The organism is Streptococcus didelphis DSM 15616 (genome assembly GCF_000380005.1).
Taxonomy (GTDB): domain Bacteria; phylum Bacillota; class Bacilli; order Lactobacillales; family Streptococcaceae; genus Streptococcus; species Streptococcus didelphis.
Window position 1 is genome coordinate 120,981 of sequence record NZ_KB904188.1, and the last position, 24,076, is coordinate 145,056.

Sequence of the window (24,076 nt, forward strand, 5' to 3'; positions counted from 1 at the left end):
CAAAAAAAGAGATTCATGGTAGAATTTTTTTACTAATTTAAATGATAAAAAACATATTTAATTCCATTTATTTTCGAATATAGAGATAAGGGGATAGCTAAAAATAGAAAAGAGGTTGAATATGAAAAAAATCAAAATTAGTATTTTCTTAATTTTAGGTAGCATTTTCTTCTCGTCAAGTCTAGTCTTTGCAGGAGGAAGGCAAATTGGACAATTGTCAAATTTTCGGATTACACCATCATTTGCTTCAACTAGCTATTTGCAAAAAATGAATGACAGTTACTATGTTGTCAATTTAGCATCAAAAAGTCCACAAATTAGAGTTAAACATTATTTAGCTAACTCTCAGGGTGCTAGAAGAAGTGACATTGATATGACTTGGACAGGTCGTAGAGGATTATATACAAATAATGCAAAAAGAAATTACATTTATAATCTGAATTTGGCTAGAGAGAATTTCTGGGATAGAGGATTCTTTATTGATGGAAGTTGGTCTCCTGATTCAAATTAGTATCTAAAAAATAATATTACATTTTAGTTATTCCCGACATATAAGGAGAGTTAATGATTCTATTTAAGATATTCCCCAAGAAAAGTTTATTAAGCTTATTTATTTTAGTATTTTTAGGACTCGTTTTTCATCAGGCGCTGCTACATCAACTATTTTTTAATGCAGATGCAAATGATTTACAAGGCTTTGATGGTGAAAACATAAAATGGAACTATTTAAAGGGCTATTTATCCATTGAAAATACTATATTTGAATATAACTTCTTTCAATCTTTTATGTTGCCTTTGCAAATTATACTACTAGGTTCTGTTTATAATACCTTAAAAACTAATTATTACTGCTATTTTTTAGGAAGAAGGGCTTGTTATCAAAGTGTTATCACTAAACTAAAGTTACAGTTATCATTGCTAAATACCTTATCATTTGCATTAATTCTTATTGTTATTATTTTGATTTCTAAATCTGTAGGACGGTTTGATTATCAAGGGCTAGAGTATTATTTTCCAAGAGAATCTCTGTTACAATTTTTTTCAAGAAGTACTTGGCATTATCTGCTTTACTATTTTATGGCTAAAGGCTTTGCTATTTTTGTAGAAAGCTACTTATTATTTAAGATGATTGATTGCTATAGTCATTTTCTAAAATCTGTTTTAACTTATCTCTTGTTTTTATGGGCGACTGCACCAATTTTATATAGTTTTCTTCCCTTTTACTTGGTACCAATGTCTCATATTATGATAACTTCTTATGGAAATATTGGTCCTTGGCAATTGTTGGCCTCTTATATACCGTGTGCAACATGTTTACTTTTACTAAAATTTAAAGGTCCATATGAAATTCTATAAGACTATTTTATTCTTAAGCAAAACTTTTGTAAGCTGGTGGATGATGTATTTACTATTAACGCATTACAATGATTTAGACTATCAAAATATGACGCAAATGCTTGCAAATCAGTTATTAAATCCTTTTGTACATAGCAATGGACAAGCAATTAGTTTTTGGAGAATTATTATGGTGCTTGGATTAGCACTAATAAGCTTTTTTGAAAGCTATAGCTTAATTCCTGAAATGTGTAGGGGTTTTAAAAATATCATAAAAATTCATTCTAAATCCGAAATGCACTATCAATTTTCTCTGATAAAACTATTAAGTGGGACATACTGTAAGGAATATTTCTTGCTTTGTTTGGGAATGATATGCATATTGTTAATAGATAAATCGCCATATTTTTTCAATAGGGAATTTTTTCTGCTCTTTATTACTTGGTTTATAGTTGATATCATAGCCTATTTTTTGATCTTGTATGTCTTTTCGGATGAGTTATATTCAGTCATTTTTCTTTGTTTATCAGTATTGTTCAGATATTCTTTGATAAAGTATCTTACTTATCAATTGGATTCTTTATTATAATGCAATTCGTTATGCTGTTTTTGAGGAGGTTGTTTAGTGTTAGAAATAATAAATGGCTATAAATATAAGGGTAAGTCTGAAATCCTAAATAATATTTCTTTAAAGTTCGATTTAAATCATATCTATGGATTAGTTGGGATTAATGGTTCTGGAAAGACGATGATTTTACGAGTACTAGCTGGATTTACTGGATTGGACAGGGGAGCTGTCATTCAAGATGGGACTAGGATTGGAAAGTATCATACAACAATTCTCAATACTGGCATTGTTCTTGGCAATCAAGATTTCCTTAGTCATTTAACCCTTGAAGAGAACTTAAAGCTGGTAAAAAATATCTGTCCAAATAGAGATAGCATTGATGTAGATTATTGGATAAATCTATATGATATCAAAAAATTTAAAAAGACACTTTATAAACATCTTTCTTTAGGAACACGCAAGAAAATGCTCTTAATACAAGCCTTTATGGACCACCCTATGATATTAATTCTAGATGAACCAATGAATGCTTTGGATGAAAAAAGTGTTGCAATAACCAAAGAGCTAATTAAGAAACATAGAGAAAAAGGCATGGTAATAATGACTTCTCACTATAAAAGTGATATTGAAGATTTATGTGATACTATTTTTCATGTTCAAGATGGTAAAATCGTTTCTGAAAGTTATTAGTGACGGATTGCTGAGTACTTAAGACTGATGATCTGATTAGTATAAAGTGTCACAGCTAACAATTGTTTTTTAATAAAATGATTTGGACACGAGGATAAGTTTTGTCTAAAAAGTGATGAGATGACAATATTGGGATTAGCTAATAATTCTATTTAGCCTTAACTCTTTAAAAGTCTAAAATATTATCATTTAGGCAGTTTCAACAACCATTCAGGCACAGGGCATAAAAAATAAATTTTAGATGCTATACTAAATGTGTCATCTTGCAAGGATAAACTAAAAAATGAGGAGATATTCTTCATAAATACAAAAACAATTGAACAATTTGCGACAATGAATTTTGAAATGCTTGCAACCGTTGAAAGAGAGAAAAATAATTGGCAAGGTAGTGTTAGTGGAGCCCTTGCTGCAGGTGTAACAGGAGCAAGACTTGGTACTCCAATCTGTGGGCCGGTATGTGGGTATATTGATGCAAAAGCAGCAATTACTTTATTACGGGTGCTGCTGGAGGGTTTTAATAGGGGAGGTGCGAATGAATAAATATAAGTTTCTGTCTAAAGAGGAAATGTCTCAAGTAACAGGTGGAAATGCTCCTGGAAATGCGGTAATTGGTGGATTAGGAGGTTTAAAGGCAGGAATAAAATTTTGTAAAGTAGCTCATCCCATTCTTAAAGGAGTTTGTGTGGCTGGATTTACAGCATCTGTTGCTTATCTTGCCTATAAGGCGAATTAAATGATTTATACCTTATTTCTTATAATATTTGCTGCCGTAGCCCTATTTATCGTTATCGATACTATTAGGCTTAAAAAATATGGTCAATTATCTTCTTATTCTCTTTTCTTGGTTTTTTATCAACCAAAAGGCCAATCCTCTTAGTATAATAGTCCTTCTCTTTACTTTAGATATTTACTTTGAAAATAGAAAAAAGGGATAAATAATTAAAAATAGTTAGGCTTAGCTTATCAGTTAAATCAGGAATTTAGATAGATTTCAAGTAGCTCTACTAAGCTATGGAAATTTTCAGAAAATGAACTACAAAGTATTAATGGTAGTAAAATACAAATAGTTGATGCAGATGATGTGATTAAAATTGGTAATGTTGCTCTTGTGTATTGTGTTCATTTGCAGATGGGTTCAATGGTAAAAAATATCAAAATGGATGTAAACCATAAAAATTTGGGTGTCTAATAAGAATGACTTATATAAGTAAAGCTGTCACATTATTTTGGAAAGTAATTATATTTTTAGTACTTTTAGCGCTAATTCAAGTTCCTGTTGTTTCACGTTTGGGAGAGAGATATATTCATTACTCAAATGATTGGATGAGGATTCTTGTTTTTTGTGTAACTTTCAGTATGATTTTGATGCTATGTCTAAAATACGTAAAATATTTTCGAATAATGCTTGCCTATCGTTTAGGAAGATAAGTAGTTTTGAAAGTAAACTGATGGGGCTATTATTGTTGGTGAATTCATTATCATATCAATGATAAGCATGATAAGTTATCGTGAGAGTGGAAGTGTTGGTGAAGTTCCATATGGTTTAACACATTTTCTTCAAACACCAATTTATTTTTTAGCTTATTTATTAGTTAATTGTATCAGTCAACCAATATTGGAAGAAATATTATTTAGAGGGTGCTTGTTATATTCTCTTAAGCCTTTATCAGCAATAGTGGCATTAGTATTTGCATATGTTCATGGTTCAGACGGTTTCACCATCTTTCACTTTCTATCAGGTATACTATACGGATACTTATTCATAAAAGTAAAAACAATATGGCCTTTTGTTATATGCTATTCTATACATAATTTAATTGTTCTTATTATTGTCATCATATTAAGTTAATAAGGCTATGTTTTGTAAATAACCCCAAATAATGATTCTATTGGAAAGAAATGACATGAAAAATCAAATTTTAGAAAAAATATTTTAAAAGAGAAAGTTCTTTCTTCTATTCAGGAAGAAGGGCTGGTGAGGTAGTTGGCTAGTGTATTGGAGACGCAATTCTAGGTGTATGGGAAAGGTTTTTGATTAATGGGAAAAAAGATTATTTTTATAGTCATTAGGGCAATTATTATTTTCTTAGGGATGGAAATAACTGCTCGTAAGCTTCATATACATGACAAACAAAAGAAGGTAATTGAAAGATCTAGCCTTTTAACTTATCTTGCTCTAGAATCATTAAGTTTATTGTGAACTCTTTCTTAGTCTATCTTTCAAGTAGATAAGTTCTATATGAAAGAAGAGTTAATTAAAAAAATTGAGGAGCTTTGTTAAGATAAGCAGGTAGTGCAAATCCCTGCCTTGTCTCATCTTTTTCAAGAGAATTTAAAGGAAATTCATAATCTGACAAGTAAGTCTGAAGTGTTGACTTTTGCAGCTAGGCTTAGTCAGTCACTATCACTTTATTTGATGACCCATGCTTATCAGGCACCTGCTAAACTGACCCTTTGCTTTTGCCACTTGGATAGCTAGTTGCTCATCACAATACAGAGGTAAATTAAGCTTTTTACAAATGCTGGCTCAGTCCTTATCAAGCTTAAAGTAGACTTTTCGTTTTTAGAAGGGTCTTTTTTGGTTTTTAGCTTGGTCTTAGTCATGTTATAATGGTATAAAAGGTATTTGTTACTTGCTTGCTTTTATGGTGAAGCTATTGTAAAGATGATAATTTATTTAGAAAGGACGTTTTTTAATGCCAGAATTGCCTGAGGTTGAGACTGTTCGTCGCGGTTTGCAGTCGCTAGTGGCTGGAAAGACTATTAGGTCTGTCAGAGTAGGGGTTCCTAAAATGATTAAAACGGATCTGGATCTTTTTCGACTCCTTTTGCCTGGTCAGAGGATTGATAGGGTGCAAAGAAGGGGTAAGTATCTGATTTTTATGTTTGAGGAGCTTGCTTTGATTTCGCATTTGCGTATGGAAGGGAAATATTTGTTGTTTGAGGATGTTGTTCCTGCCAATAAGCATTTTCATGTCTTTTTTCACTTTCAAGATGGCTCAACCTTGGTTTATCAGGATGTGCGAAAGTTTGGAACCTTTGATTTACTTTCTCAGAATGACCTAGCTGATTTTTTCAGAAAAAGAAGGATAGGGCCTGAACCGACCAAGGCAGACTTTCATCTAGGGGCTTTTGAAAAAGCTCTGCTATCTTCCAAAAAGCCGATAAAGCCTTTACTTTTGGAGCAAAAATTGGTCGTTGGTTTAGGGAATATCTATGTGGATGAGGTCTTGTGGGCAGCTAAGGTTCATCCTTTACGTCCTAGTAATAGTTTGAAGAAGGCCGAGGTTAAAAGGATTTGGCAAGAGACTATTGCTATTTTGCAGTTTGCTATTGAAAAGGGTGGCTCAACCATCAGAACCTATCAGAATACGCTGGGGATGGATGGGACCATGCAGGATTTTTTGCAGGCTTATGGTCAAACAGATAAACCTTGTGCACGGTGTGGTCAGCCAATTCTAAAGATTAAGGTTGGAGGGAGAGGGACACATTTTTGTCCTAGGTGTCAAAAGCTATGAGCCAGATTATTGGAATTACAGGTGGGATTGCTTCAGGGAAATCAATGGTTGTGGAGCTTATTGGTCAGGCTGGTTATCAGGTAATTGATGCTGATGAGGTGGTTCATGACTTGCAACAAAAAGGTGGAAAACTGTATGAGGCTCTCTTAGAGGCTTTTGGTTATGGTATTTTAAATGTAAATGGGGAGCTAGAGCGTGCTAAGTTATCAGAAATGATCTTTTCTAAGCCAGAAAATCTGGAAAAATCCTCACGAGTTCAAAATGTGATTATTCGTCAGGAATTAGTTGCTTTAAGAGATCAAATGGCTGGGCAGGAGGAGGTCTTTTTTATGGATATTCCCTTGTTAATGGAGCTGGATTATCTGGATTGGTTTGATGCTGTTTGGCTGGTCTATGTGGATCACAAAACCCAATTAAAGCGTTTGATGGCCCGTAATCATTTATCAGAAGAAGAGGCTAGGCAGAGAATTAATAGCCAATGGTCACTAGACGATAAGAAGCCCTATGCGGATCTGATTATTGATAATAATGGCAGTAAGGCTGATTTAGAAAATCAGGTAAAGTTAGCTCTGAGAAATTTAGCTAAGGAATAAGTGGCGAAATTGATGTAAGAGGAGGATGATGGTGGAATTAGTCATTAAAGATATTTATAAGAGTTTCCAAGAAAAAGCGGTTCTTAAAGGGGCTTCTTATAGCTTTCAATCTGGGGAGATTACAGGTCTTCTTGGGCGTAATGGTGCTGGTAAGACGACTCTTTTTAATGTTTTGTATGGTGAACACCAAGCTGATCAGGGTGAGATAGTCCTTGTTGAAGATGGGATTGAAAGGCCCTTGACAAGTAAGGATGTGGGCATGGTCTTTTCGGAAAATTATTTGCCTGAATTTTTAACAGCCTATGAGTTTATCAAGTTTTATCTGGATTTGCATCCTAGTTCAGACCAGATGTCAATTGATGACTATCTTGATTTTATGGAAATTGGTCAAGAGGATCGGCACAGGATTATCAAGGGCTATTCAGATGGCATGAAGAGTAAATTATCCCTGCTTTGCATTTTTATTACCAAGCCTAAACTTATATTGCTAGATGAGCCTTTGACAGCAGTGGACTTGGTGTCCAGCATTGCTATTAAACGCTTATTATTAGCCTTGCGAGAGGACCATATTTTGATTTTATCAACTCATATTATGGCTTTGGCAGAGGATTTGTGTGATAGGGTGGCTATTTTGGATAAGGGGTGTTTACAAAGTATGTCCTTGTCCACCAAAGATCAGGCCTTTGAGGCAGAGCTTTTAGAAATTCTAAAGGGAGGCTCTGATGACTATTAAGAACTTAATGGGGATCATCTGGAAAATTGAGGCTCTTATAAGATACAATAGTTTAATTTATGGCCTGCAAAAACTGCCTGTGATTGGTAAGAAAATACCTAATCGCTGCTACCAGATCGGGGCTTTTAAGGTGCTTGCTATGCTTGTTCAATTTTTGCTAATCCCTTTACAACTTATTTTAAGCATGGTTCTTTATGTTTTGTTTGCTTGGTGTTTGAGTCTAGGAATCAGATCGTGGCTGACAGCTTATAGTTGGTATTCTAGTTCTGGGACTTTTCAAACAAGTTTAGTGATAATCAGTCTTTTTTCCTTGCTTTGGGTAACGCCCTTAACCATAAAATTAGTTAGTAGAGATAGTATGGAACTTGCTAGGGCTATAGGGCAATTTCATATTATTCCTAGGCAGTATTTTAAGGCTAGCCAGATTATGTCGCTAGCTAAAGAGCTTATTTTCCATGTTTTAGTGCTGGGCTTTTATTTTAATGTAAATGGCTATTCTTTTTGGCATGCTCTTTATTTCACGGTTTTTGTATCTGGTTTAAGGTTTTTTCTCAAGATTGTTTGTCTTAGATTTTATGATAGAAAGGCCAAGGATAAGGAGAAAAGCTTAAATAGAATCTTGTATTCCTTTTGGGGCTTGGGCCTTTTTACTAGCATAGGTGTGATTCTTTTGGGGAATAGCTTTGCTCCATGGCCTGTTTTTTCTCTGTATGCTGGTATAAGTGGCCTGATTATGTGGGCTTATAGTTTTTACCGTTTAGATACTTATGTAGACCTTAATCAATTGGCCCTTAGTGTCGTGACCCATGAGACTATGAAAGAAAGGGTTGCAAGCATTGAAAATCTGGATAGTCTTGCTGTTAAGGTAAGAAATGAGGATATTGTTGTATCACAGAAGAAAAAGCTTAAAAAAATAGATAGCCTATCAGGGATTGCTTATTTAAATGCCCTATTTTTACAACGTTTAGGCAAGCATTTGCGAAAAGGAGTCATCTATCGTCTGCTCTTTTTAGCTCTTGTGATTGGTCTTGAGGTGATTCTTCTTCATAGGTATGGGAAGGATGTAGGACCACTTAAGCAAAGGGATTTTATTAGAATCTTATACATGAGTTTGGTGTCAGGTTATTTACTGTATGTGGGAGAATCTTATATTAAATTCTGTTTTTATCACTTGGATAGGCCTCTCTTGAAGTTTAATGATTATCGGCGTAGGGATGTAATTATAGCAAGTCTCAAGACTAGATTTTGGTCACTTATCAGGCACAATTTGCCTATTTTTGGAATGGTTAATCTGGGGCTTGTCATTTTATATGTATCCTTATTCCCAGTGGTTTTTTCAGAACTTTTGCTGATTGTTCTGGTGCAGTTCTTATCAATGGCCTTTTTCTCCCTTTATTTTCTGTATCTCTATTTCTTGTTACAACCTTTTACTGAAGGCTTAAAGTCAAAGAGTTTTCTTTATACTAGCTTAACATGGCTTGTTTATTTTGGGGGTTATCAATTGTATAGATTTGTAGAAAGTATGACCTTGTTGATTTTTAGCTTTATGTTACTTGGGATGTTTGTCTTTTTAGTGGTGGGTTTTTGTGCTGTGTATTATTTGGCTCCCAAAACTTTCCGACTTAAATAGCAAGAAGGCTTGTGCTATAATAGAGGAAGGTATAAGTCAGAGATGAGGCCCAATTAGGGATGGTAAGTATTTTTTATCATCAGCTTTTAGTGTGTTTAGAAAATATGTCAAGGTAAAGGTATCGTGTGAGAGTAAAAATCAATTTAATGTGTAGTGAGTGTGGGAGTAAAAATTATCTAACCAGTAAAAATAAGAATAACCATCCAGATAAAATCAAGGTCTTGAAGTATTGTCCAAAAGAAAGAAAAGTAACCCTGCATCTTGAATCTTAGTTAGGAATGTGATAGAATAGTTGAGACTATAGTGGAGGAAATCAGATGTATAACTTACTACTTACAGTATTGCTTGTTTTATCAGTTTTGCTGGTGATTGCCATTTTTATGCAACCTCAAAAAAACCCAAGCAGTAATGTTTTTGATAGCAGTGGTTCAGAAGCTTTGTTTGAAAGAACAAAAGCGCGTGGCTTTGAAGCATTTATGCAACGTTTTACAGCAGTCCTAGTATTTTTCTGGCTAGTTATCGCACTTGTGCTTGCTGTTTTATCAAGTAAATAAAAAGTGAGTTTGACAACATGAGTCTTGCTCATTTTTTTATATTATGACATCTCCATATCAAGAAGCAGAAATAGAAAAAAGGTTTTATGAGAGAAAAAATTATCAGTTATTTACAAGAACACGGCAAATCAGATATTAATGATATAGCTGCCGCTTTAGATATGGCTGGGGCCAAGAAGTTTCCTAGTCTGATTAAAGAAATTTCCAAGATGGAGAGCAAGAGGCTTTTACGTTTTGCTAATGACGGAAGCCTTAGCTTAAGAAAAGAAAAAGAAGAGAAAAAGCCTCTGACTGTTCAAGGGATTTTTAGGGCCAATAAGGCAGGTTTTGGTTTTTTACATGTTGACGACAATGAAGATGACATGTTTATTGGCCGCAATGACGTTGGGTATGCTGTTGATGGCGATATTGTAGAGGTTATTGTTAAAAAGCCTGCTGACCGGATCAAGGCAACAGCAGCTGAAGCTAAGGTGGTTGCTATTGTGGAGAGGGCCTTAAATACCCTTGTTGGTAAGTTTGTCCTAGATGATGAAAAGCCTAAATATGCAGGTTACATTACATCAAAAAATCAAAAAATTCAGCAGAAGATTTATATTAAAAAAGAACCTGTTCTTCTAGATGGGACAGAAATTATCAAGGTTGCTATTGAAAAATACCCTGTACGTGGGCATGATTATTTTGTTGCCAATGTCCTTGATATTGTGGGCCACCAGGGTGATGTGGGGATTGATGTCCTTGAGGTTTTAGAATCAATGGATATTGTGTCAGAGTTTCCAGAAGCTGTGATAGCAGAAGCTAATGCTGTAGCTGATGCTCCTAGTCAAGAGGATCTAATTGGTCGGGTCGACCTTAGAGATGAGCTGACCTTTACTATTGATGGGGCGGATGCCAAGGACTTGGATGATGCTGTGCATATTAAGCATTTACCTAATGGCAATTATGAGCTTGGGGTGCATATTGCGGACGTCTCTTATTATGTCACAGAAGGTTCAGCTCTGGATAAGGAAGCTGTGGCGCGTGGGACCTCTGTTTATGTGACTGACAGGGTGGTGCCAATGCTGCCTGAGCGCTTGTCAAATGGGATTTGTTCTTTAAACCCAAATGTGGATAGACTGACCCAGTCAGCTATCATGGAAATTGACCAGAATGGCCATGTCCTGAACCATCACATATGCCAGTCGGTCATCAAGACACGTCATAGGATGACCTACAGTGCTGTTAATGAGATGATAGCAGGTGATGAAAAACGTTTGGCTGAATTTTCTGACCTTCAGGAGTCGGTGAATTCTATGGTTGTCTTACATGAGATTCTAGAGACCATGCGTGTCAAACGCGGAGCTCTGAACTTTGATACCTCCGAAGCAAAAATTATTGTTAATGACAAAGGTATGCCCGTAGATATTCTTGTCCGAACTAGGGGAATAGCAGAGCGGATGATTGAGTCCTTCATGCTGGCAGCTAATGAGTGTGTGGCAGAGCATTTTTCTAAGGCCAAGCTTCCTTTCATATACCGGGTCCATGAAGAACCAAAGGCTGAGAAGCTGCAAAAATTCATTGACTATGCTAGTGTTTTTGGGATTCAGATCCAGGGAAGGGCTAATAAGATTTCCCAAGAGGCGCTGCAAGATTTCATGGCTAAGGTTGAGGGGCAGGTGGGTGCAGAAGTGCTTAATATGATGCTTCTAAGGTCCATGCAGCAGGCTCGTTATTCTGAGACCAATCATGGGCATTATGGTTTGGCAGCTGAGTATTACACGCATTTTACCAGTCCTATTAGGCGTTATCCCGACCTTTTGGTGCACCGGATGATACGTGAATATAGTCAGGTAACTGAGGAGAAAAAAGAGCATTTTGCCCAGGTTATTCCAGAGCTAGCAAGTTCTTCTTCAAGTCTAGAGCGCCGTGCTATTGATGCGGAGCGTCTGGTAGAGGCTATGAAAAAGGCTGAATACATGGAAGAGCATGTGGGTGAGGAGTTTGATGGTATTGTAGCCAGTGTGGTTAAGTTTGGTTTGTTTGTAGAGTTGCCAAATACCATTGAAGGCTTGATTCATGTGACGAATCTGCCAGAATTTTACAATTATAATGAGCGAACCATGTCCCTACAGGGGGAAAAATCAGGTAAGGTCTTCAAGGTTGGTCAGGCAATCCGGGTAAAACTGGTCAAGGCTGATAAGGAAACGGGTTCTATTGACTTTGATTATCTCGCTAGTGATTATGATGTGGTTGAAAAGCTTGATAAGGATAATCAAAGATCTAGACAGAGAAATAAGCGGCCTAAAAAGGCATCAGACCAGTCTAAGGCTAAAAAAATAGATCAAAAAGGGTCTGGGGAAAAGACAGCTAAGAAGGGGGCTAAAAAACCTTTCTATAAAAGTGCAGTCAAAAAGAAAAAAGCGTAAAAGGAGTTAAGGATGGCAAAAGGCGAAGCTAATCTTCTTACACAAAATAAAAAAGCTAGGCATGACTATCATATCGTCGAAACCTTTGAGGCAGGCATTGTCCTAACCGGAACAGAAATTAAAAGTGTACGGGCTGCTCGTATTCAATTAAAAGATGGTTTTGCGCAAATTAAAAATGATGAAGCTTGGTTGGTGAATGTTCATATTGCCCCTTTTGAGCATGGCAATATCTGGAATCAGGATCCTGATAGGACTCGTAAGCTCTTGTTGAAAAAGCGTGAGATTCAAAGGATTGCAAATGAGCTCAAAGGCAGTGGGATGACTTTGATTCCCCTCAAGGTTTATTTGAAGGATGGCTTTGCTAAGGTCTTGATTGGGCTTGCTAAGGGTAAGCATGATTATGATAAGAGAGAGTCGCTTAAACGACGTGAACAAGATCGAGACATCAAGCGGGTCATAAAAAGTGTGAATGCAAGATAAGTAAAAGAAGAGCTACCCTTGAGTAACTCTTCTTATTTTTTTTCTTTGACAATGTAGACGGGTCTTTTTTTGGTTTCTAGGAAGATTTTGGAGATGTATTTACCAATAATTCCCATGCAAAAAAGCTGGATTCCGCCTAAAAAGAGGATGATGGAAACAGTACTTGCCCAGCCAGAAACAGGGTCTCCAAAGAGAAGTTTTCGGATAATGATAAAGCAAATAGCTAGAATGGCTATTAAAAAGCTAAGGGTTCCCGTCCAGGTGGCAAGGGTGAGGGGAACTTCTGAAAAATTGAGAAAGCCATCCATAGAATAGCTGATAAGATTAAAAAAGGTCCAGGAGGTCTTGCCATGTTGGCGTTTTCTATTATCATAGCTGATGTAGGCGACATTATAGCCCACCCAGGAAAAGATGCCCTTAGAAAAACGGTTGACCTCGCCTAATTCAAGGATGCTATTGACTACCTGTCTGGTCATCAGGCGATAATCTCGGACACCATTAAGGATTTCGGTATCAGAGACCCTAGCTAAGAGGCCGTAAAAGAGTTTAGAGCAAAGGGAGCGAAAGAAGGGCTCACCTGTTCGGTTTTGGCGTTTGGTAGCAACCACGTCATAGCCCTCTTCTAGTTTGGCATACATGAGGGGGATTAATTCTGGAGGGTCCTGAAGGTCAACATCCATAAGGGTGACAAAATCTCCTTTTGCCTCTTCTAGTCCGGCTAATAGCCCTGCTTCTTTGCCAAAATGTCTGGAAAAAGAAAGGTAGTGGACATTGGAAAACTGACTGGCTAAGCTTCTAAGGCAGGCTAGGGTTCTGTCTTTTGAGCCATCGTCAATAAAAATATATTCAAAGCTTACTTGATTGGCCATAGCTGTTTCCAGCTGATGCATCTCCCTGAAAAAGGGCAGAATTGTTTCTTCCTCATTGAAACAAGGAACAATAACTGTTAATAAATTCATAGCAATCGCTTTCTCTTAGTTTAGTCTCCCCAAAATTGTATCATAAAAGGCGCTAGAAGTCTTAGGGAAAGCCAAGAAAAAAAGAAGGCTAGCTTCAACTTAGGGACTAAGCTGCTAGGGCTTCTTTTGAGGATGCTTACTTATTTAAAGGTAGTCCATTGGCCGTAGTTTAGGTCAATAACTTCGATTTTATAGCCGTCTGGGTCGGTGACAAAGTAAAAGCGGGTGGAATCATCAGCCAAGCCCTTGATGTCAGTGACAGAGAAGTTTGCTTCCTTGTGTTTGTGATAGGTAGCTTCAAAATCCTCTGTACCAATAGCGATATGGCCATAGCCATCACCAAGATCATAGGCCTTGTGGTCATAGTTATAGGTAAGCTCTAGTTCATAGTTACTGCCTTCTAGGGCTAGGTAGACTAAGGTGAACTTGTCTTCTGGAAAGTCCTTGCGTCTGGTTTCTTTAAAGGGAAATGCTGTGCTATAAAAGGCAAGAGAGGCTTCTAGGTCTTTGATTCTAATGCAGGTATGTAAGGGTTTCATAGAGTGCTCCTTTAGTTAAAAGTGGTAATGACCTGATCACGGTCTTTACGGGTGTGGGGGTGCTTGGGGTCTTTTAGTCGGTAGCCCAAGGACAGCATGCAACTGATGCCTTCTTTGTCTGCTGAGATAATGCCATGTTTAGCTAGAATATCGTTGACCTTAGCGTGGTCAAAGCCTTCGATAGGGCAAGAGTCAATGCCTAATAGGGCTGCGCAGGTCATCATATTTCCAAGGGCAATATAGGTTTGTCTGGCTGTCCATTCAAAGAGGACTCTTGGGCTAGTCAGCATGTCCATATCTACTTTTTGAAAGCTTTGGTAGGTCTTTAGTCTGGCGTCAATCGCTTCTGGGTCAGTGATGCCTCTTCTAATCAGGCTTTGGCGCATGCTTTGTCCGTCATAGCGGGCATTTTTTTCAGCTAGGATGAGGATAAAATCACTGGCTGTTTCAAGTTGGCTAGTTGCTCCCCAGGAGATGGCCTTGAGTTCTTCTTTGACAGCCTGGTTTTTTAAGTTGACAAAGCGCCAGCCTTCTAGTCCAACAGAAGAAGGGCTCCGCCAGGCAGCATCAAGGATAAGGTCTAGATCTTCTTGGGGGATTTTTTGATCCTTATAGACACGCACCGCCGTACGAAAGTAAAAGGTTTTTCTTAGTTTTTTTCTGATATCAATCACGGTATCTGGCCTCCTTTCATGACTTAAGCTAATGATAGCACAAAGAAAAGGGGAAGACAAAAAACTAGCATGGAAGGCTTATGAGAAAGCATATCTAGCTTTTTTTCTTTTACAAATATGTCAAAAATTTCATATTTTTTTAATTTAAGACTTTAAAAAGAGGCCGATAGAGGTCATAATCTAAATTACTATTTAAAAAAAGGAAAATAAAATGAAAAAAATAAGTTTAACATTAGTAAGTTTAGCAGCCCTTTCAAGCCTGGTCCTAGTCAGCCCTCAAGAAAAAACCGTGTATGCGGATAGCTATAGAAGTAGCCGAGTTAGTGAGGAAAGTTTAGAGTTGTTAATAAAAAGAGGGGATGGGTACAGAGATTTAATTCAACGTAATAACTTTTCTGGTCAATATAAACAAAAATTAGAAGTTTTACTTAAAATAGCGTCTAAAGATAGAACATCTAGAAGAAGCTTCTACGGTGATATCTCTCAAAAGTTAACTGCTTTATATAAAGAAATAGATGACTACAGTAATACTACTTCTTATGGCCAGAATGTAGGTACACTAAAAGTTGAGCTAGAGAATTTAGATAAACAGATGGACTATGCTGAGGGAATACTTAGTAGATATTTTTCTGATGGCTTAACGGATTCTGCGGAAAGAAATCTACGTGATGCTCTCGAGGAAGCTGAGAATGTAGCACGAAATAATGAAGGTGAAGTGAGGGAAAAAGCAGAGCGATTGGAAAGTGCGATTAGATCTTATAAATATTACCGCGGTTATTAATTTTTAGGCTCTATGGTTTCTGGGAGGGGGGCTCTTTCAGAGGCTGTGGGGTTTTTATGTGTAAAAAAGCAGCCTAGATTCCTAGGCTGCTCAAGAAAGAATAGAGATAGGTTACGATTAGGGATTGGAGTCTATCTCTTTCTTTGTGAGATTTAAAGTAATATTGAAATAATGTCAAATATGAAATGGAAAAGGTTTAGGAATAGCTTAGCGTTTGGTCTAAGGTTAGTTCCTTTATCTATAGTAGTTGTGAGCTTAGTAGCTCATATGCAATAAACACCGTTAGATAGGGAATGTCTAACGGTGTTTTTAGCCTAAGGGATTTTAAGTGTGTGTCTTATCTTAAGGCTGATATTTATTTGTAAATTAGGGATTATCGTTTATTTACAAATTATAGGAATTTAGAATTAAAGAAGTATTATGTTATTACATTATATTTTTGTAGTATCGTTTTTTAGTCTTGTTTTCTTTTTGCTGAAACTGCAAGGACACCTGCACTTGCCATTACTGCTAGAGCAGCAGTAGTAAAGAAGGTGCTTGTAGCGTCACCAGTTTCTGGTAGGTGGTTTTCGGAACGTTTAGCTGTCATGCCGGCTGCGCTTCCCATACCTGCTGGTGATGAGATTGTTGGCATTGACATCATGCTGCCCATAGTATTTGCACCTGGTTTGCCGTCCACACCGTTGTGTCCGTCACGTCCGTTGTAGCCATCACGACCATTTGCGCCATTTTCACCACGTTCGCCACGCTCACCGCGTTCACCGTTTTTACCATTTTCACCGCGTTCGCCACGCTCACCGCGTTCACCGCGTTCACCGCGTTCACCGTTTTTACCATTTTCACCGCGTTCGCCACGCTCACCGCGTTCACCGCGTTCACCGCGTTCACCGCGTTCGCCATTTTTACCATCTCTGAGGGTAATTTCTGACATGGTACCATCTGGGTTTTGAACAGTGATGGTGTGGGTACCATCGCTATGTGTACGGGCTTTGATGAGTGGTGATAGACCATCGCGTCCGTCTAAACCATCAATACCGTTACGGCCATCACGTCCGTCACGTCCATTGAATCCGTCTAAACCATCGATACCGTCCATACCGTTTTGGCCTTTGGCACCACGTTCCCCACGTTGACCTTTTTGACCACGGTCTCCGCGAGCACCTTTATCACCCTTGTCACCACGGCTACCTTTTTCACCTTGTTGGCCACGTTCCCCGCGTTTACCATCTTTACCACGGTCACCGCGTTCACCAGTAGCACCAGTATCCCCACGGTCACCTTTAGCACCTTGTTGGCCGCGTTCCCCACGGTCACCTTGCTCACCCTTGTCACCGGTAATACCGCGTTTACCACGAGGGCCACGTTTACCTTGTTCACCTTTATCTCCTTGAGGACCTTGCTTACCACGTTCCCCCTGGTCACCTCTAGGGCCCTGAGGACCGGCAGGTCCACGAGATCCAGTAGCACCGCGTTCCCCGTCGTGACCATTTTCTCCACGAGCCCCAGTAGGTCCGGCAGGCCCACGAGCCCCAGTAGGTCCTACTGGTCCAGGTTGTGATTGTACTACTATTACTGGAGAAGCTTGTGAACTAGAACTATACCTAGAATAAGAGGGATTATAGTAGTCGGGACCAGGACCATAAGAGTCACCATATCCAATAGTTCCATGAATCCCACCTACTGAATCATGGGTTCCTGGATGCCCATCTGCAAAGGCTGTTGTGCTTACCATTCCCATTGCTGCTACAGTTCCGAGCAAGATTGATGCTGCTCCGAAGCTACGCTTACGAATGCTGAAACGTTCTTTTTTTTCAGCACTTTCTTTCATGCTTTTCATGAATTATCTCCTTATTTTTTGTTTGTGTTATGGCTTTTGTCCTTACCTTGAGGGAAAAAACAGGTCAGGTAAAACTCACCACAACCTCTAATAGAATAATATTTAAATTAGAAAATAACTTGATAATAACGTTTTTTTTTTGTATAAAACTGGAATGAATTGATATTTTAAGGGCAAAAAGGGGTTCTTTTGGTATAAGCAAATATTTTAGTAAGAGCCAAAAAAATAACCTTTTATTAGCATACTTTTTTTGCTAGAATACTTAATCAAACTTAGTTAAGGCCTTTAAATAAAGAACTTTAATAGGTGCTCAAAATGGTCTTATTATAGAAATAAACTTATTTAGATTTATTGCTTGTATTAATTTACATAAGAAAATTAGCTTCTTTATAATATGCTAATTTAATTATAAAGACATTAATTTACTATAAAAATAAAAGGAAAAGAAAATGCTTAATCCTTCTTTATTAGAAGCTTTGCAGGGTTATTTGAGGTTGCCTCTGCTTGTTTTGGATGATAAGTTACAGGTAATGTCAGGTTATTCCTTTAGAGAAGAAGTCTTGGCTGATGGTTGCCTAATTGAAAGCTTGGAAAAGATTAGTCGGAAGGCTACTGGTATAGTTAGCTATTGCCTCATCAAGGATAGGTCAAAGGGGCTGCTTTTAGTTGCCAGCTATCATCATTATCTGATTCTTTTTGGGCCTTTTAGGTCTCCTTCTATAGAAAAGCCGGCTGCTTTTGTACTTAAGGAGGTTCTCTTAGAAAGTGGTGGACAGGCAGTTCTGTCTGCTTCAAGCATCAGACCTCTTAAGGAGACTCTTCTTTTGGTGGATTATTTTTTGAGGGCTGATTTATACCAGTATCGCAAGTTCCAAGTGGAGCATCTGGCAGAAGGGATAAGTAGTGAGTTGACCGATCAGGAGTCACATGAGATTCTTAGTCAGGAAGCTAGTCTTAATCAGGACTTATTGGATTATGAGTTGGAATTGCTGGACTGTGTCAAGAAGGGTCAAACGACAGAGCTTAGGGCTCTGCTATCTCCAGAAGGTAAGTACCGGCACTTGCGCTATGAGTTAGGACGCAAGGATCTTCGTCAGCAAAAGAACTACGCTATTATTATCTTTGAGAAGTTGTCTCAGTTGGCTATTAGTATGGGTCTCGATAGGGCAAGTATCTATCGGCTAAGGGATCACTATATTAGTAAGGGTGAGGAATGCCAGTCTTCTTATGATTTATGGGTCTTGCAGGAGTCTGCTATTTTATTAATTACTCAAAAGATTGATAGCGGGGGAAATCACTCTTATTTAGTGGCTAATATCTTGAAGTATATCGAAAAGCATCTGTCGACCCGGATGACTATTAGTGAGATTGCTAGGCATTTTAATTTTAGTGAGTCCAATATCCGTAAGCTTTTTAAAAGGGAGATGGATTGCTCGATTCAGCAGTATATTAGTAAGCGTAAGATTGAGGCGGCTAAGCTCTTGCTTAAAAAGAGTAACAGTGTGACAGATATCAGCAATGCCTTGGGTTATTCTGATGTTTCGCATTTTTCTCGGGTCTTTAAGATGGAGGTGGGAATCTCACCTAAGCAGTATCAGCTCTCCTGCATCAAGGATATTATTTAAAAGTGTTTGGCTAAAAAAGAAGTGAGAAAGAGTCTGGACTAGGCTCTTTTTGTATGAAAGGGGCAGGGCTCTGCTAGGCTTAAAACATTGACAGCTAAAGAAAAAGCGAAGCAGCTTTTTTTTTCTGAATAACAGAAATCTGACTGCGTTCGCTTTGTATGGTTGGGATGAAGCTTTTAACCTTCAAAATAAAGGAGGTCTTTAGGGGTTTGGGTGAAGGGTTTGAAGCCATCTTTGGTGACATAGCCACAGTCTTCAATACGAACACCCACTTTTTCAGGGATATAGATTCCTGGTTCGACTGAGAAGCACATGCCTTCTTCAAGAACTAGGTCATTACCTGCCATGATGGATGGGAATTCATGGACGTCCATGCCGATACCGTGTCCTAGACGGTGGTTGAAGTATTCTCCGTAGCCTGCTTTTTCAATGACTTGACGGGCAGCAGCATCAACTTCAGCAGCTGTTACGCCAGGTTTTATAAAGTCCATGGCAGCCATTTGAGCTTCTAGGCAGAGATTATAGATGTCAATCTTGAACTGGTCGGGTTTTCCTACAGCTACTGTGCGGGTCATATCACTGGTGTAGCCCAGTGTTTCAACACCTAGGTCAAAGAGCAAGAGAGCGTTATTTTCGATCTTATTGGTTCCTGGGATGCCGTGAGGGTTGGCAGCGTTATTTCCAGTTAAGACCATGGTCTCAAAACTCATCTTGCTAATACCTTGTTTTTTCATTTCAAACTCAATTTGGGCAATGATGTCTGTCTCGGTAACTTGGAGGGAAATGTTATTAAAACCAACCTGAACAGCCTTGTCAGCATAGTCACCAGTAATGAGCATCTTTTTAATCTCATCTTCAGACTTGATTAGTCGCATGCTTTGAATATAAGGAGTTAGGTTTTCAAAGCGACCTGAGAAGATAGACTGGAGGCCTTGGAATTTTGTCACATTAAGGTGGTCAAATTCAGCATAGAGGGTAGGTGAGTCGGTGGTTGGTAAGACTGCCTTGATTTTCTCCCAAGGGTTTTCAGAGTCGATGTAGCCAAAGACTGGAAAATCAAGCTGGCTTGTGGCACGGGCAACTTCTAGAGCTGGTACAAAAAGGACAGGTGCTAAATCCCTGTAAACAAAGAAGAAGAGCTGTCTTTCATGAGGGTCACAGGCAAAGCCAGTTAGATAATTAATGGTAACTGGGTCTGAAAAAATAGCCAGTTTAGCATCTTGTTGGCTTAAAAAGTGACGGATTTGATTTATTTTTGTCATAGAATTACCTTCTTTCTATTTTTATTCTTCCAAAAAAAGCTTCAAAAATCAAGCTTTCTCTTGTTTTTTGAAAAAGTTTTCAAAAAACAGCCTTTGAGACTTGAAAGTGGTTACAAATCATGCTAAAATAATTTTTGAAAGCGTCATTTTCATATAGAAAGGAAGTCAAAAATGAATACAACTACAGATGATACAATTACCATTTATGACGTTGCCCGTGAAGCAGGTGTTTCCATGGCAACCGTTAGTCGTGTCGTAAATGGAAATAAAAATGTTAAGGAAAATACCCGCAAGAAAGTATTAGAAGTGATTGATCGTCTCGATTACCGTCCTAATGCTGTGGCTCGTGGGCTAGCAAGTAAAAAGACAACAACAGTAGGTGTTGTTATCCCAAATATCGCAAATAGCTATTTCTCAATCCTTGCTAAAGGAATTGATGATATTGCTGCTATGTATAAATACAACATTGTCCTTGCTTCAAGTGATGAGGATGATGATAAAGAAGTCAATGTGGTTAACACCTTGTTTGCTAAGCAGGTGGATGGCATCATCTTTATGGGCCACCATTTGACTGAAAAGATTCGGGCTGAATTTTCACGTTCTAGAACACCTATTGTACTTGCAGGGACTGTTGATTTAGAGCATCAATTGCCAAGTGTTAATATTGACTACAAGCTTGCAGTTACTAACGTTGTGGATATCTTAGCAGAAAACCATAAAAAGATTGCTTTTGTTTCTGGACCACTTATTGATGACATTAATGGCAAGGTAAGGCTTTCTGGTTATAAAGAAGGGCTTAAGAAGAATAAGTTGGACTATAAAGAAGGCCTTGTTTTTGAAGCTAATTATGCCTATAGAGAAGGGTTTGAACTGGCGCAGCGCGTGATTAATTCTGGTGCAACAGCTGCCTATGTTGGGGAAGATGAATTAGCTGCTGGTCTTTTAAATGGCTTGTTTGCTGCTGGTAAAAGAGTGCCAGAAGATTTTGAAATTGTGACAAGTAATGACTCGCCTGTTGTTAATTATACCCGACCAAACCTAAGTTCCATCAGTCAGCCTGTTTATGACCTAGGTGCTGTAAGTATGCGTATGTTAACCAAAATCATGAACAAAGAAGAATTAGATGAGAAAGAAATTCTCTTAAACCACGGTGTTAGAAAACGAGGCACTACACGCTAAAATCTACCTTTTGGGTAGATTTTTTTATAGTCTATTTTTTCTTGTTTTGTTAGCATGTTCTGAAGGCTGCTGGTAGCTCTCAGCTTTTCTTTTGAAGAGTCCATTAATTAGTCTTTTGTTCTATTTTGTGGTACTTTAATGAAAAATACTACAAAATAGGCTATAATAAAAGTTATGAAAGTTTTACTATACTTAGAAGCTGAACATTATTTAAGAAAATCAGGAATTGGTCGTGCTATCAAGCACCAAGCAAGAGCTTTGAGCCTTGTGGGCCAGGACTATACGACTAATCCTAAGGATGATTATGACCTGGTTCATATTAATACCTATGGTCTAGCAAGCTGGCGTTTAATGCAAAAGGCCCGTAAAGAGGGTAAAAAAATTATCATGCATGGGCATTCTACAGAGGAAGATTTCAGGAATTCCTTTATTTTGTCTAACCTTATTGCCCCTTGGTTTAGGAGGTATCTCTGTCATTTTTACAAAAAGGCAGATGCTATTATTACCCCGACCCCTTATTCCAAGTCCTTAATTGAAGGTTATGGGATTAAAAAGCCGATTTTTGCTATTTCAAATGGCATTGACTTAGAGCAATACGGGGCTGATCCAGTAAAAGAAGAGGCTTTTCGCAAATATTTTAATATCAGAGAAGGTGAAAAGGTTGTTGTCGGTGCAGGGCTCTTCTTTATCCGTAAGGGGCTGGATGACTTTGTCAAGGTGGCCGAGGCCATGCCTGATGTCCGTTTCATCTGGTTTGGGGACATGAGTAAGGTCCTAATCCCTGCTAAAGTGCGTCGGATTGTTAATGGTAATCATCCTGATAACCTTATTTTTCCGGGCTATATCAAGGGAGATGTCTATGAGGGAGCTATGACAGGAGCAGATGCCTTCTTTTTTCCAAGTCGTGAAGAAACAGAAGGGATTGTGGTTTTAGAAGCTCTAGCCAGTCGTCAGCATATTCTGGTGCGGGATATCCCTGTCTATTTAGGGTGGCTTAGTCGTAAGCAAGTAGAGATGGCAAGTGATGTGCCAGGCTTTGTGCAGGCGCTGAAAAAAATCCTGGCTGGGGACAGTCAAAAGGTTGATGCCGGCTACAAGGTTGCAAGAAGTCGTCGTTTAGAAAAAATAGCTGTTGAGTTAGTGGAAACTTATCAAAAAGTAATGGAGTTATAAGATGCGTGTTGGCTTATTTACAGACACTTATTTTCCACAAGTTTCAGGTGTGGCAACAAGTATAAGAACCCTAAAAGAAGAACTAGAAAAAGAAAAACACGAGGTCTACGTTTTTACTACTACAGATAAAAATGTTAAGCGCTTTGAAGACCCAACCGTCATTCGCCTCCCTAGCGTGCCTTTTGTTTCCTTTACGGATCGCCGCGTGGTTTATCGGGGCTTGATTTCCTCTTATAAAATAGCTAAGCAGTACAATCTAGACATTATCCACACCCATACAGAGTTTAGTATGGGTTTATTAGGAAAAATGGTGGGCAAAGCTTTGAGAATTCCTGTCGTGCACACTTACCATACACAGTACGAAGACTATGTAACCTACATTGCCAACGGGAAATTGATTCGACCTAGTATGGTCAAACCCATCCTTAAAGGGTATTTAAAGGATATTGATGGGGTGGTCTGTCCCAGTCGGATTGTGTCAAACTTGCTGGATGATTATGGGATAAAGACGCCCAAACGGATTATTTCCACAGGGATCAATTTAGAAAATTATATTAATGACCATGTGACGGCTGAGGATATTGCTGCTTTGAAGGCTGATCTGGGGATAGCTGCTGATGAGACTTTTTTGCTTAGTCTGTCGCGTATTTCTTCGGAAAAAAATATTCAGGCTATTATCAAGCAGATGCCTGATGTTTTAAGCACTAATCCTAAGGTTAAGCTGGTGATTGTGGGTGACGGTCCTTATTTGGAGGTGCTAAAGGATTTGGCCTCAAGTCTTGCTATGGAGGACAATATTATCTTTGCAGGAATGGTTCCTCATGATAAGGTTTGTCATTATTATAAGGCCTGTGACTTTTTTGTCAGTGCGTCAACTAGTGAAACCCAGGGCTTGACCTATATTGAAAGCTTGGCTAGTGGTAAGCCAATCATTGCCCATGGTAATCCTTATTTGGATGATTTGATTAGTCACAAGATGTTTGGAACCTTGTATTATAGGGAAGCTGATTTGGCTGATGCTATTAGTGATGCTATTATTGAGACGCCTGAGATGGATGCTGACTTGCTTGAGGAAAAACGTTTTGAAATCTCAGCCCAGCATTTTGGCCAGTCCATGTATACCTTTTATCTGGACACCCTGATTAGTAAAAACAAACAAGATCATAAAAAGTTGTCCCTTTATATCAATGGTCCTGAAAAAAGAGAGTCCATTAAGCTGGTTCAAGGCGTCAGCCTCTTACCTAAAAAAGTGGTCAAGGCCACAGCCACAACCTCAATGAAGGTAGTAAAAGCCCCCATAAAAATGGTGAATGCTATCCGAGATTTTTTGGATTATTAGGGGGGATTCCTTCTTTTTAACTTAAAAAGAAGGTCTTGTGATTTGGCTATTGAAATTTTCAAAAATCTTGTTATAATGAAACAGAAGACATGTTAGATTAGTGACATCTATTGAAGCGAGTGCTGGTTGGTGAAAAGAGCACAAGGTGGCTAGTTTGATACTCCTTCCAGTGATTTTATGCAAACATAAAAGGGTGGTTCCCTTA

The 24,076-nt window shown here is 38.3% G+C and carries 25 protein-coding genes; 20 read left to right on the plus strand and 5 right to left on the minus strand.

Going from position 1 to position 24,076, the window contains the following annotated elements; all coding sequences use genetic code 11:
* Positions 1–121: 121 nt before the first annotated feature.
* The 15 genes from A3GU_RS0100720 (at position 122) to smpB (ending at position 12,503) form a co-directional block, all read left to right on the plus strand.
* On the plus strand, positions 122–511 hold the full coding sequence (locus tag A3GU_RS0100720) for a hypothetical protein (protein ID WP_018365615.1): 390 nt from the start codon (positions 122–124) through the stop codon (positions 509–511).
* Between the two features lie 53 nt (positions 512–564).
* On the plus strand, positions 565–1,356 hold the full coding sequence (locus A3GU_RS0100725; protein WP_018365616.1) for a hypothetical protein: 792 nt from the start codon (positions 565–567) through the stop codon (positions 1,354–1,356).
* A 604-nt stretch (positions 1,357–1,960) separates the two neighbouring features.
* Positions 1,961–2,593, plus strand: a complete 633-nt coding sequence (locus tag A3GU_RS0100735; RefSeq protein WP_018365618.1) for an ABC transporter ATP-binding protein — start codon at positions 1,961–1,963, stop codon at positions 2,591–2,593.
* Positions 2,594–2,848: 255 nt separating this feature from the next.
* Positions 2,849–3,133 carry a bacteriocin class II family protein gene (locus tag A3GU_RS10400; protein WP_245537472.1) on the plus strand — a complete coding sequence of 95 codons (285 nt, stop codon included), beginning with the start codon at positions 2,849–2,851 and terminating at the stop codon, positions 3,131–3,133.
* Positions 3,126–3,326, plus strand: coding sequence for a class IIb bacteriocin, lactobin A/cerein 7B family (locus A3GU_RS0100745; RefSeq protein ID WP_018365619.1), 201 nt, complete (start codon positions 3,126–3,128; stop codon positions 3,324–3,326). Before A3GU_RS10400 ends, A3GU_RS0100745 begins: the two co-directional genes overlap by 8 nt.
* Positions 3,327–3,470 carry a hypothetical protein gene (locus tag A3GU_RS10285; RefSeq protein ID WP_018365620.1) on the plus strand — a complete coding sequence of 48 codons (144 nt, stop codon included), beginning with the start codon at positions 3,327–3,329 and terminating at the stop codon, positions 3,468–3,470. It begins immediately after the preceding gene.
* Positions 3,471–4,088: 618 nt separating this feature from the next.
* Positions 4,089–4,442 (plus strand): CPBP family intramembrane glutamic endopeptidase, encoded by a 354-nt coding sequence (locus A3GU_RS10655; RefSeq protein ID WP_169333481.1) that lies wholly within the window; start codon positions 4,089–4,091, stop codon positions 4,440–4,442.
* An 847-nt stretch (positions 4,443–5,289) separates the two neighbouring features.
* Complete coding sequence (gene mutM / locus A3GU_RS0100765) at positions 5,290–6,111, plus strand: DNA-formamidopyrimidine glycosylase (RefSeq protein ID WP_018365623.1); 822 nt, start codon at positions 5,290–5,292, stop codon at positions 6,109–6,111.
* Positions 6,108–6,704 carry a dephospho-CoA kinase gene (coaE, locus tag A3GU_RS0100770; protein ID WP_018365624.1) on the plus strand — a complete coding sequence of 199 codons (597 nt, stop codon included), beginning with the start codon at positions 6,108–6,110 and terminating at the stop codon, positions 6,702–6,704. Before mutM ends, coaE begins: the two co-directional genes overlap by 4 nt.
* A gap of 31 nt (positions 6,705–6,735) precedes the next feature.
* On the plus strand, positions 6,736–7,437 hold the full coding sequence (locus tag A3GU_RS0100775) for an ABC transporter ATP-binding protein (protein ID WP_026216403.1): 702 nt from the start codon (positions 6,736–6,738) through the stop codon (positions 7,435–7,437).
* Positions 7,427–9,067, plus strand: a complete 1,641-nt coding sequence (locus tag A3GU_RS0100780; protein ID WP_018365626.1) for a hypothetical protein — start codon at positions 7,427–7,429, stop codon at positions 9,065–9,067. Before A3GU_RS0100775 ends, A3GU_RS0100780 begins: the two co-directional genes overlap by 11 nt.
* Positions 9,068–9,192: 125 nt before the next feature.
* Positions 9,193–9,339 (plus strand): 50S ribosomal protein L33, encoded by a 147-nt coding sequence (rpmG, locus tag A3GU_RS09970; RefSeq protein WP_083906184.1) that lies wholly within the window; start codon positions 9,193–9,195, stop codon positions 9,337–9,339.
* Between the two features lie 45 nt (positions 9,340–9,384).
* Complete coding sequence (gene secG / locus A3GU_RS0100785; RefSeq protein WP_018365627.1) at positions 9,385–9,621, plus strand: preprotein translocase subunit SecG; 237 nt, start codon at positions 9,385–9,387, stop codon at positions 9,619–9,621.
* Between the two features lie 86 nt (positions 9,622–9,707).
* A complete protein-coding gene (rnr, locus tag A3GU_RS0100790; RefSeq protein WP_018365628.1) occupies positions 9,708–12,023 on the plus strand; it encodes a ribonuclease R in 2,316 nt (771 codons plus the stop codon).
* Between the two features lie 12 nt (positions 12,024–12,035).
* The gene (smpB, locus tag A3GU_RS0100795) at positions 12,036–12,503 is read left to right on the plus strand and encodes an SsrA-binding protein SmpB (protein ID WP_018365629.1); all 468 of its coding nucleotides are present in this window, start codon (positions 12,036–12,038) and stop codon (positions 12,501–12,503) included.
* A 32-nt stretch (positions 12,504–12,535) separates the two neighbouring features.
* On the opposite strand, the gene A3GU_RS0100800 is transcribed toward smpB, so the two are convergent.
* From A3GU_RS0100800 to A3GU_RS0100810, 3 genes are all read right to left on the minus strand, one after another.
* On the minus strand, positions 12,536–13,462 hold the full coding sequence (locus A3GU_RS0100800) for a glycosyltransferase family 2 protein (RefSeq protein ID WP_018365630.1): 927 nt from the start codon (positions 13,460–13,462) through the stop codon (positions 12,536–12,538).
* 140 nt (positions 13,463–13,602) lie between these two features.
* Complete coding sequence (gene gloA / locus A3GU_RS0100805) at positions 13,603–14,001, minus strand: lactoylglutathione lyase (protein WP_018365631.1); 399 nt, start codon at positions 13,999–14,001, stop codon at positions 13,603–13,605.
* Between the two features lie 11 nt (positions 14,002–14,012).
* A complete protein-coding gene (locus A3GU_RS0100810) occupies positions 14,013–14,675 on the minus strand; it encodes an NAD(P)H-dependent oxidoreductase (protein WP_018365632.1) in 663 nt (220 codons plus the stop codon).
* Positions 14,676–14,886: 211 nt separating this feature from the next.
* On the opposite strand from A3GU_RS0100810, the gene A3GU_RS0100815 reads away from it, so the two are divergent.
* Positions 14,887–15,456, plus strand: a complete 570-nt coding sequence (locus A3GU_RS0100815; protein WP_018365633.1) for a hypothetical protein — start codon at positions 14,887–14,889, stop codon at positions 15,454–15,456.
* A gap of 454 nt (positions 15,457–15,910) precedes the next feature.
* On the opposite strand, the gene A3GU_RS10580 is transcribed toward A3GU_RS0100815, so the two are convergent.
* Entirely contained in the window at positions 15,911–17,293 is a 1,383-nt protein-coding gene (locus A3GU_RS10580; protein ID WP_018365634.1) for a collagen-flanked surface repeat-containing protein, read from the minus strand.
* Between the two features lie 449 nt (positions 17,294–17,742).
* Between A3GU_RS10580 and A3GU_RS0100825 the strand changes: the two genes are divergently transcribed.
* Entirely contained in the window at positions 17,743–18,918 is a 1,176-nt protein-coding gene (locus A3GU_RS0100825) for a YSIRK-targeted surface antigen transcriptional regulator (RefSeq protein ID WP_018365635.1), read from the plus strand.
* Positions 18,919–19,094: 176 nt separating this feature from the next.
* On the opposite strand, the gene A3GU_RS0100830 is transcribed toward A3GU_RS0100825, so the two are convergent.
* The gene (locus tag A3GU_RS0100830) at positions 19,095–20,180 is read right to left on the minus strand and encodes an aminopeptidase P family protein (protein ID WP_018365636.1); all 1,086 of its coding nucleotides are present in this window, start codon (positions 20,178–20,180) and stop codon (positions 19,095–19,097) included.
* A 171-nt stretch (positions 20,181–20,351) separates the two neighbouring features.
* Here A3GU_RS0100830 and ccpA point away from each other — a divergent pair, with 171 nt between their 5' ends.
* From ccpA to A3GU_RS0100850, 3 genes are all read left to right on the plus strand, one after another.
* Positions 20,352–21,359 carry a catabolite control protein A gene (gene ccpA, locus A3GU_RS0100835; RefSeq protein ID WP_018365637.1) on the plus strand — a complete coding sequence of 336 codons (1,008 nt, stop codon included), beginning with the start codon at positions 20,352–20,354 and terminating at the stop codon, positions 21,357–21,359.
* A gap of 174 nt (positions 21,360–21,533) precedes the next feature.
* A complete protein-coding gene (locus tag A3GU_RS0100845; RefSeq protein ID WP_018365639.1) occupies positions 21,534–22,532 on the plus strand; it encodes an LTA glycolipid anchor biosynthesis glycosyltransferase, IagA/BgsA family in 999 nt (332 codons plus the stop codon).
* Between the two features lies 1 nt (position 22,533).
* Complete coding sequence (locus A3GU_RS0100850) at positions 22,534–23,871, plus strand: glycosyltransferase (RefSeq protein ID WP_018365640.1); 1,338 nt, start codon at positions 22,534–22,536, stop codon at positions 23,869–23,871.
* Positions 23,872–24,076 lie beyond the last annotated feature (205 nt).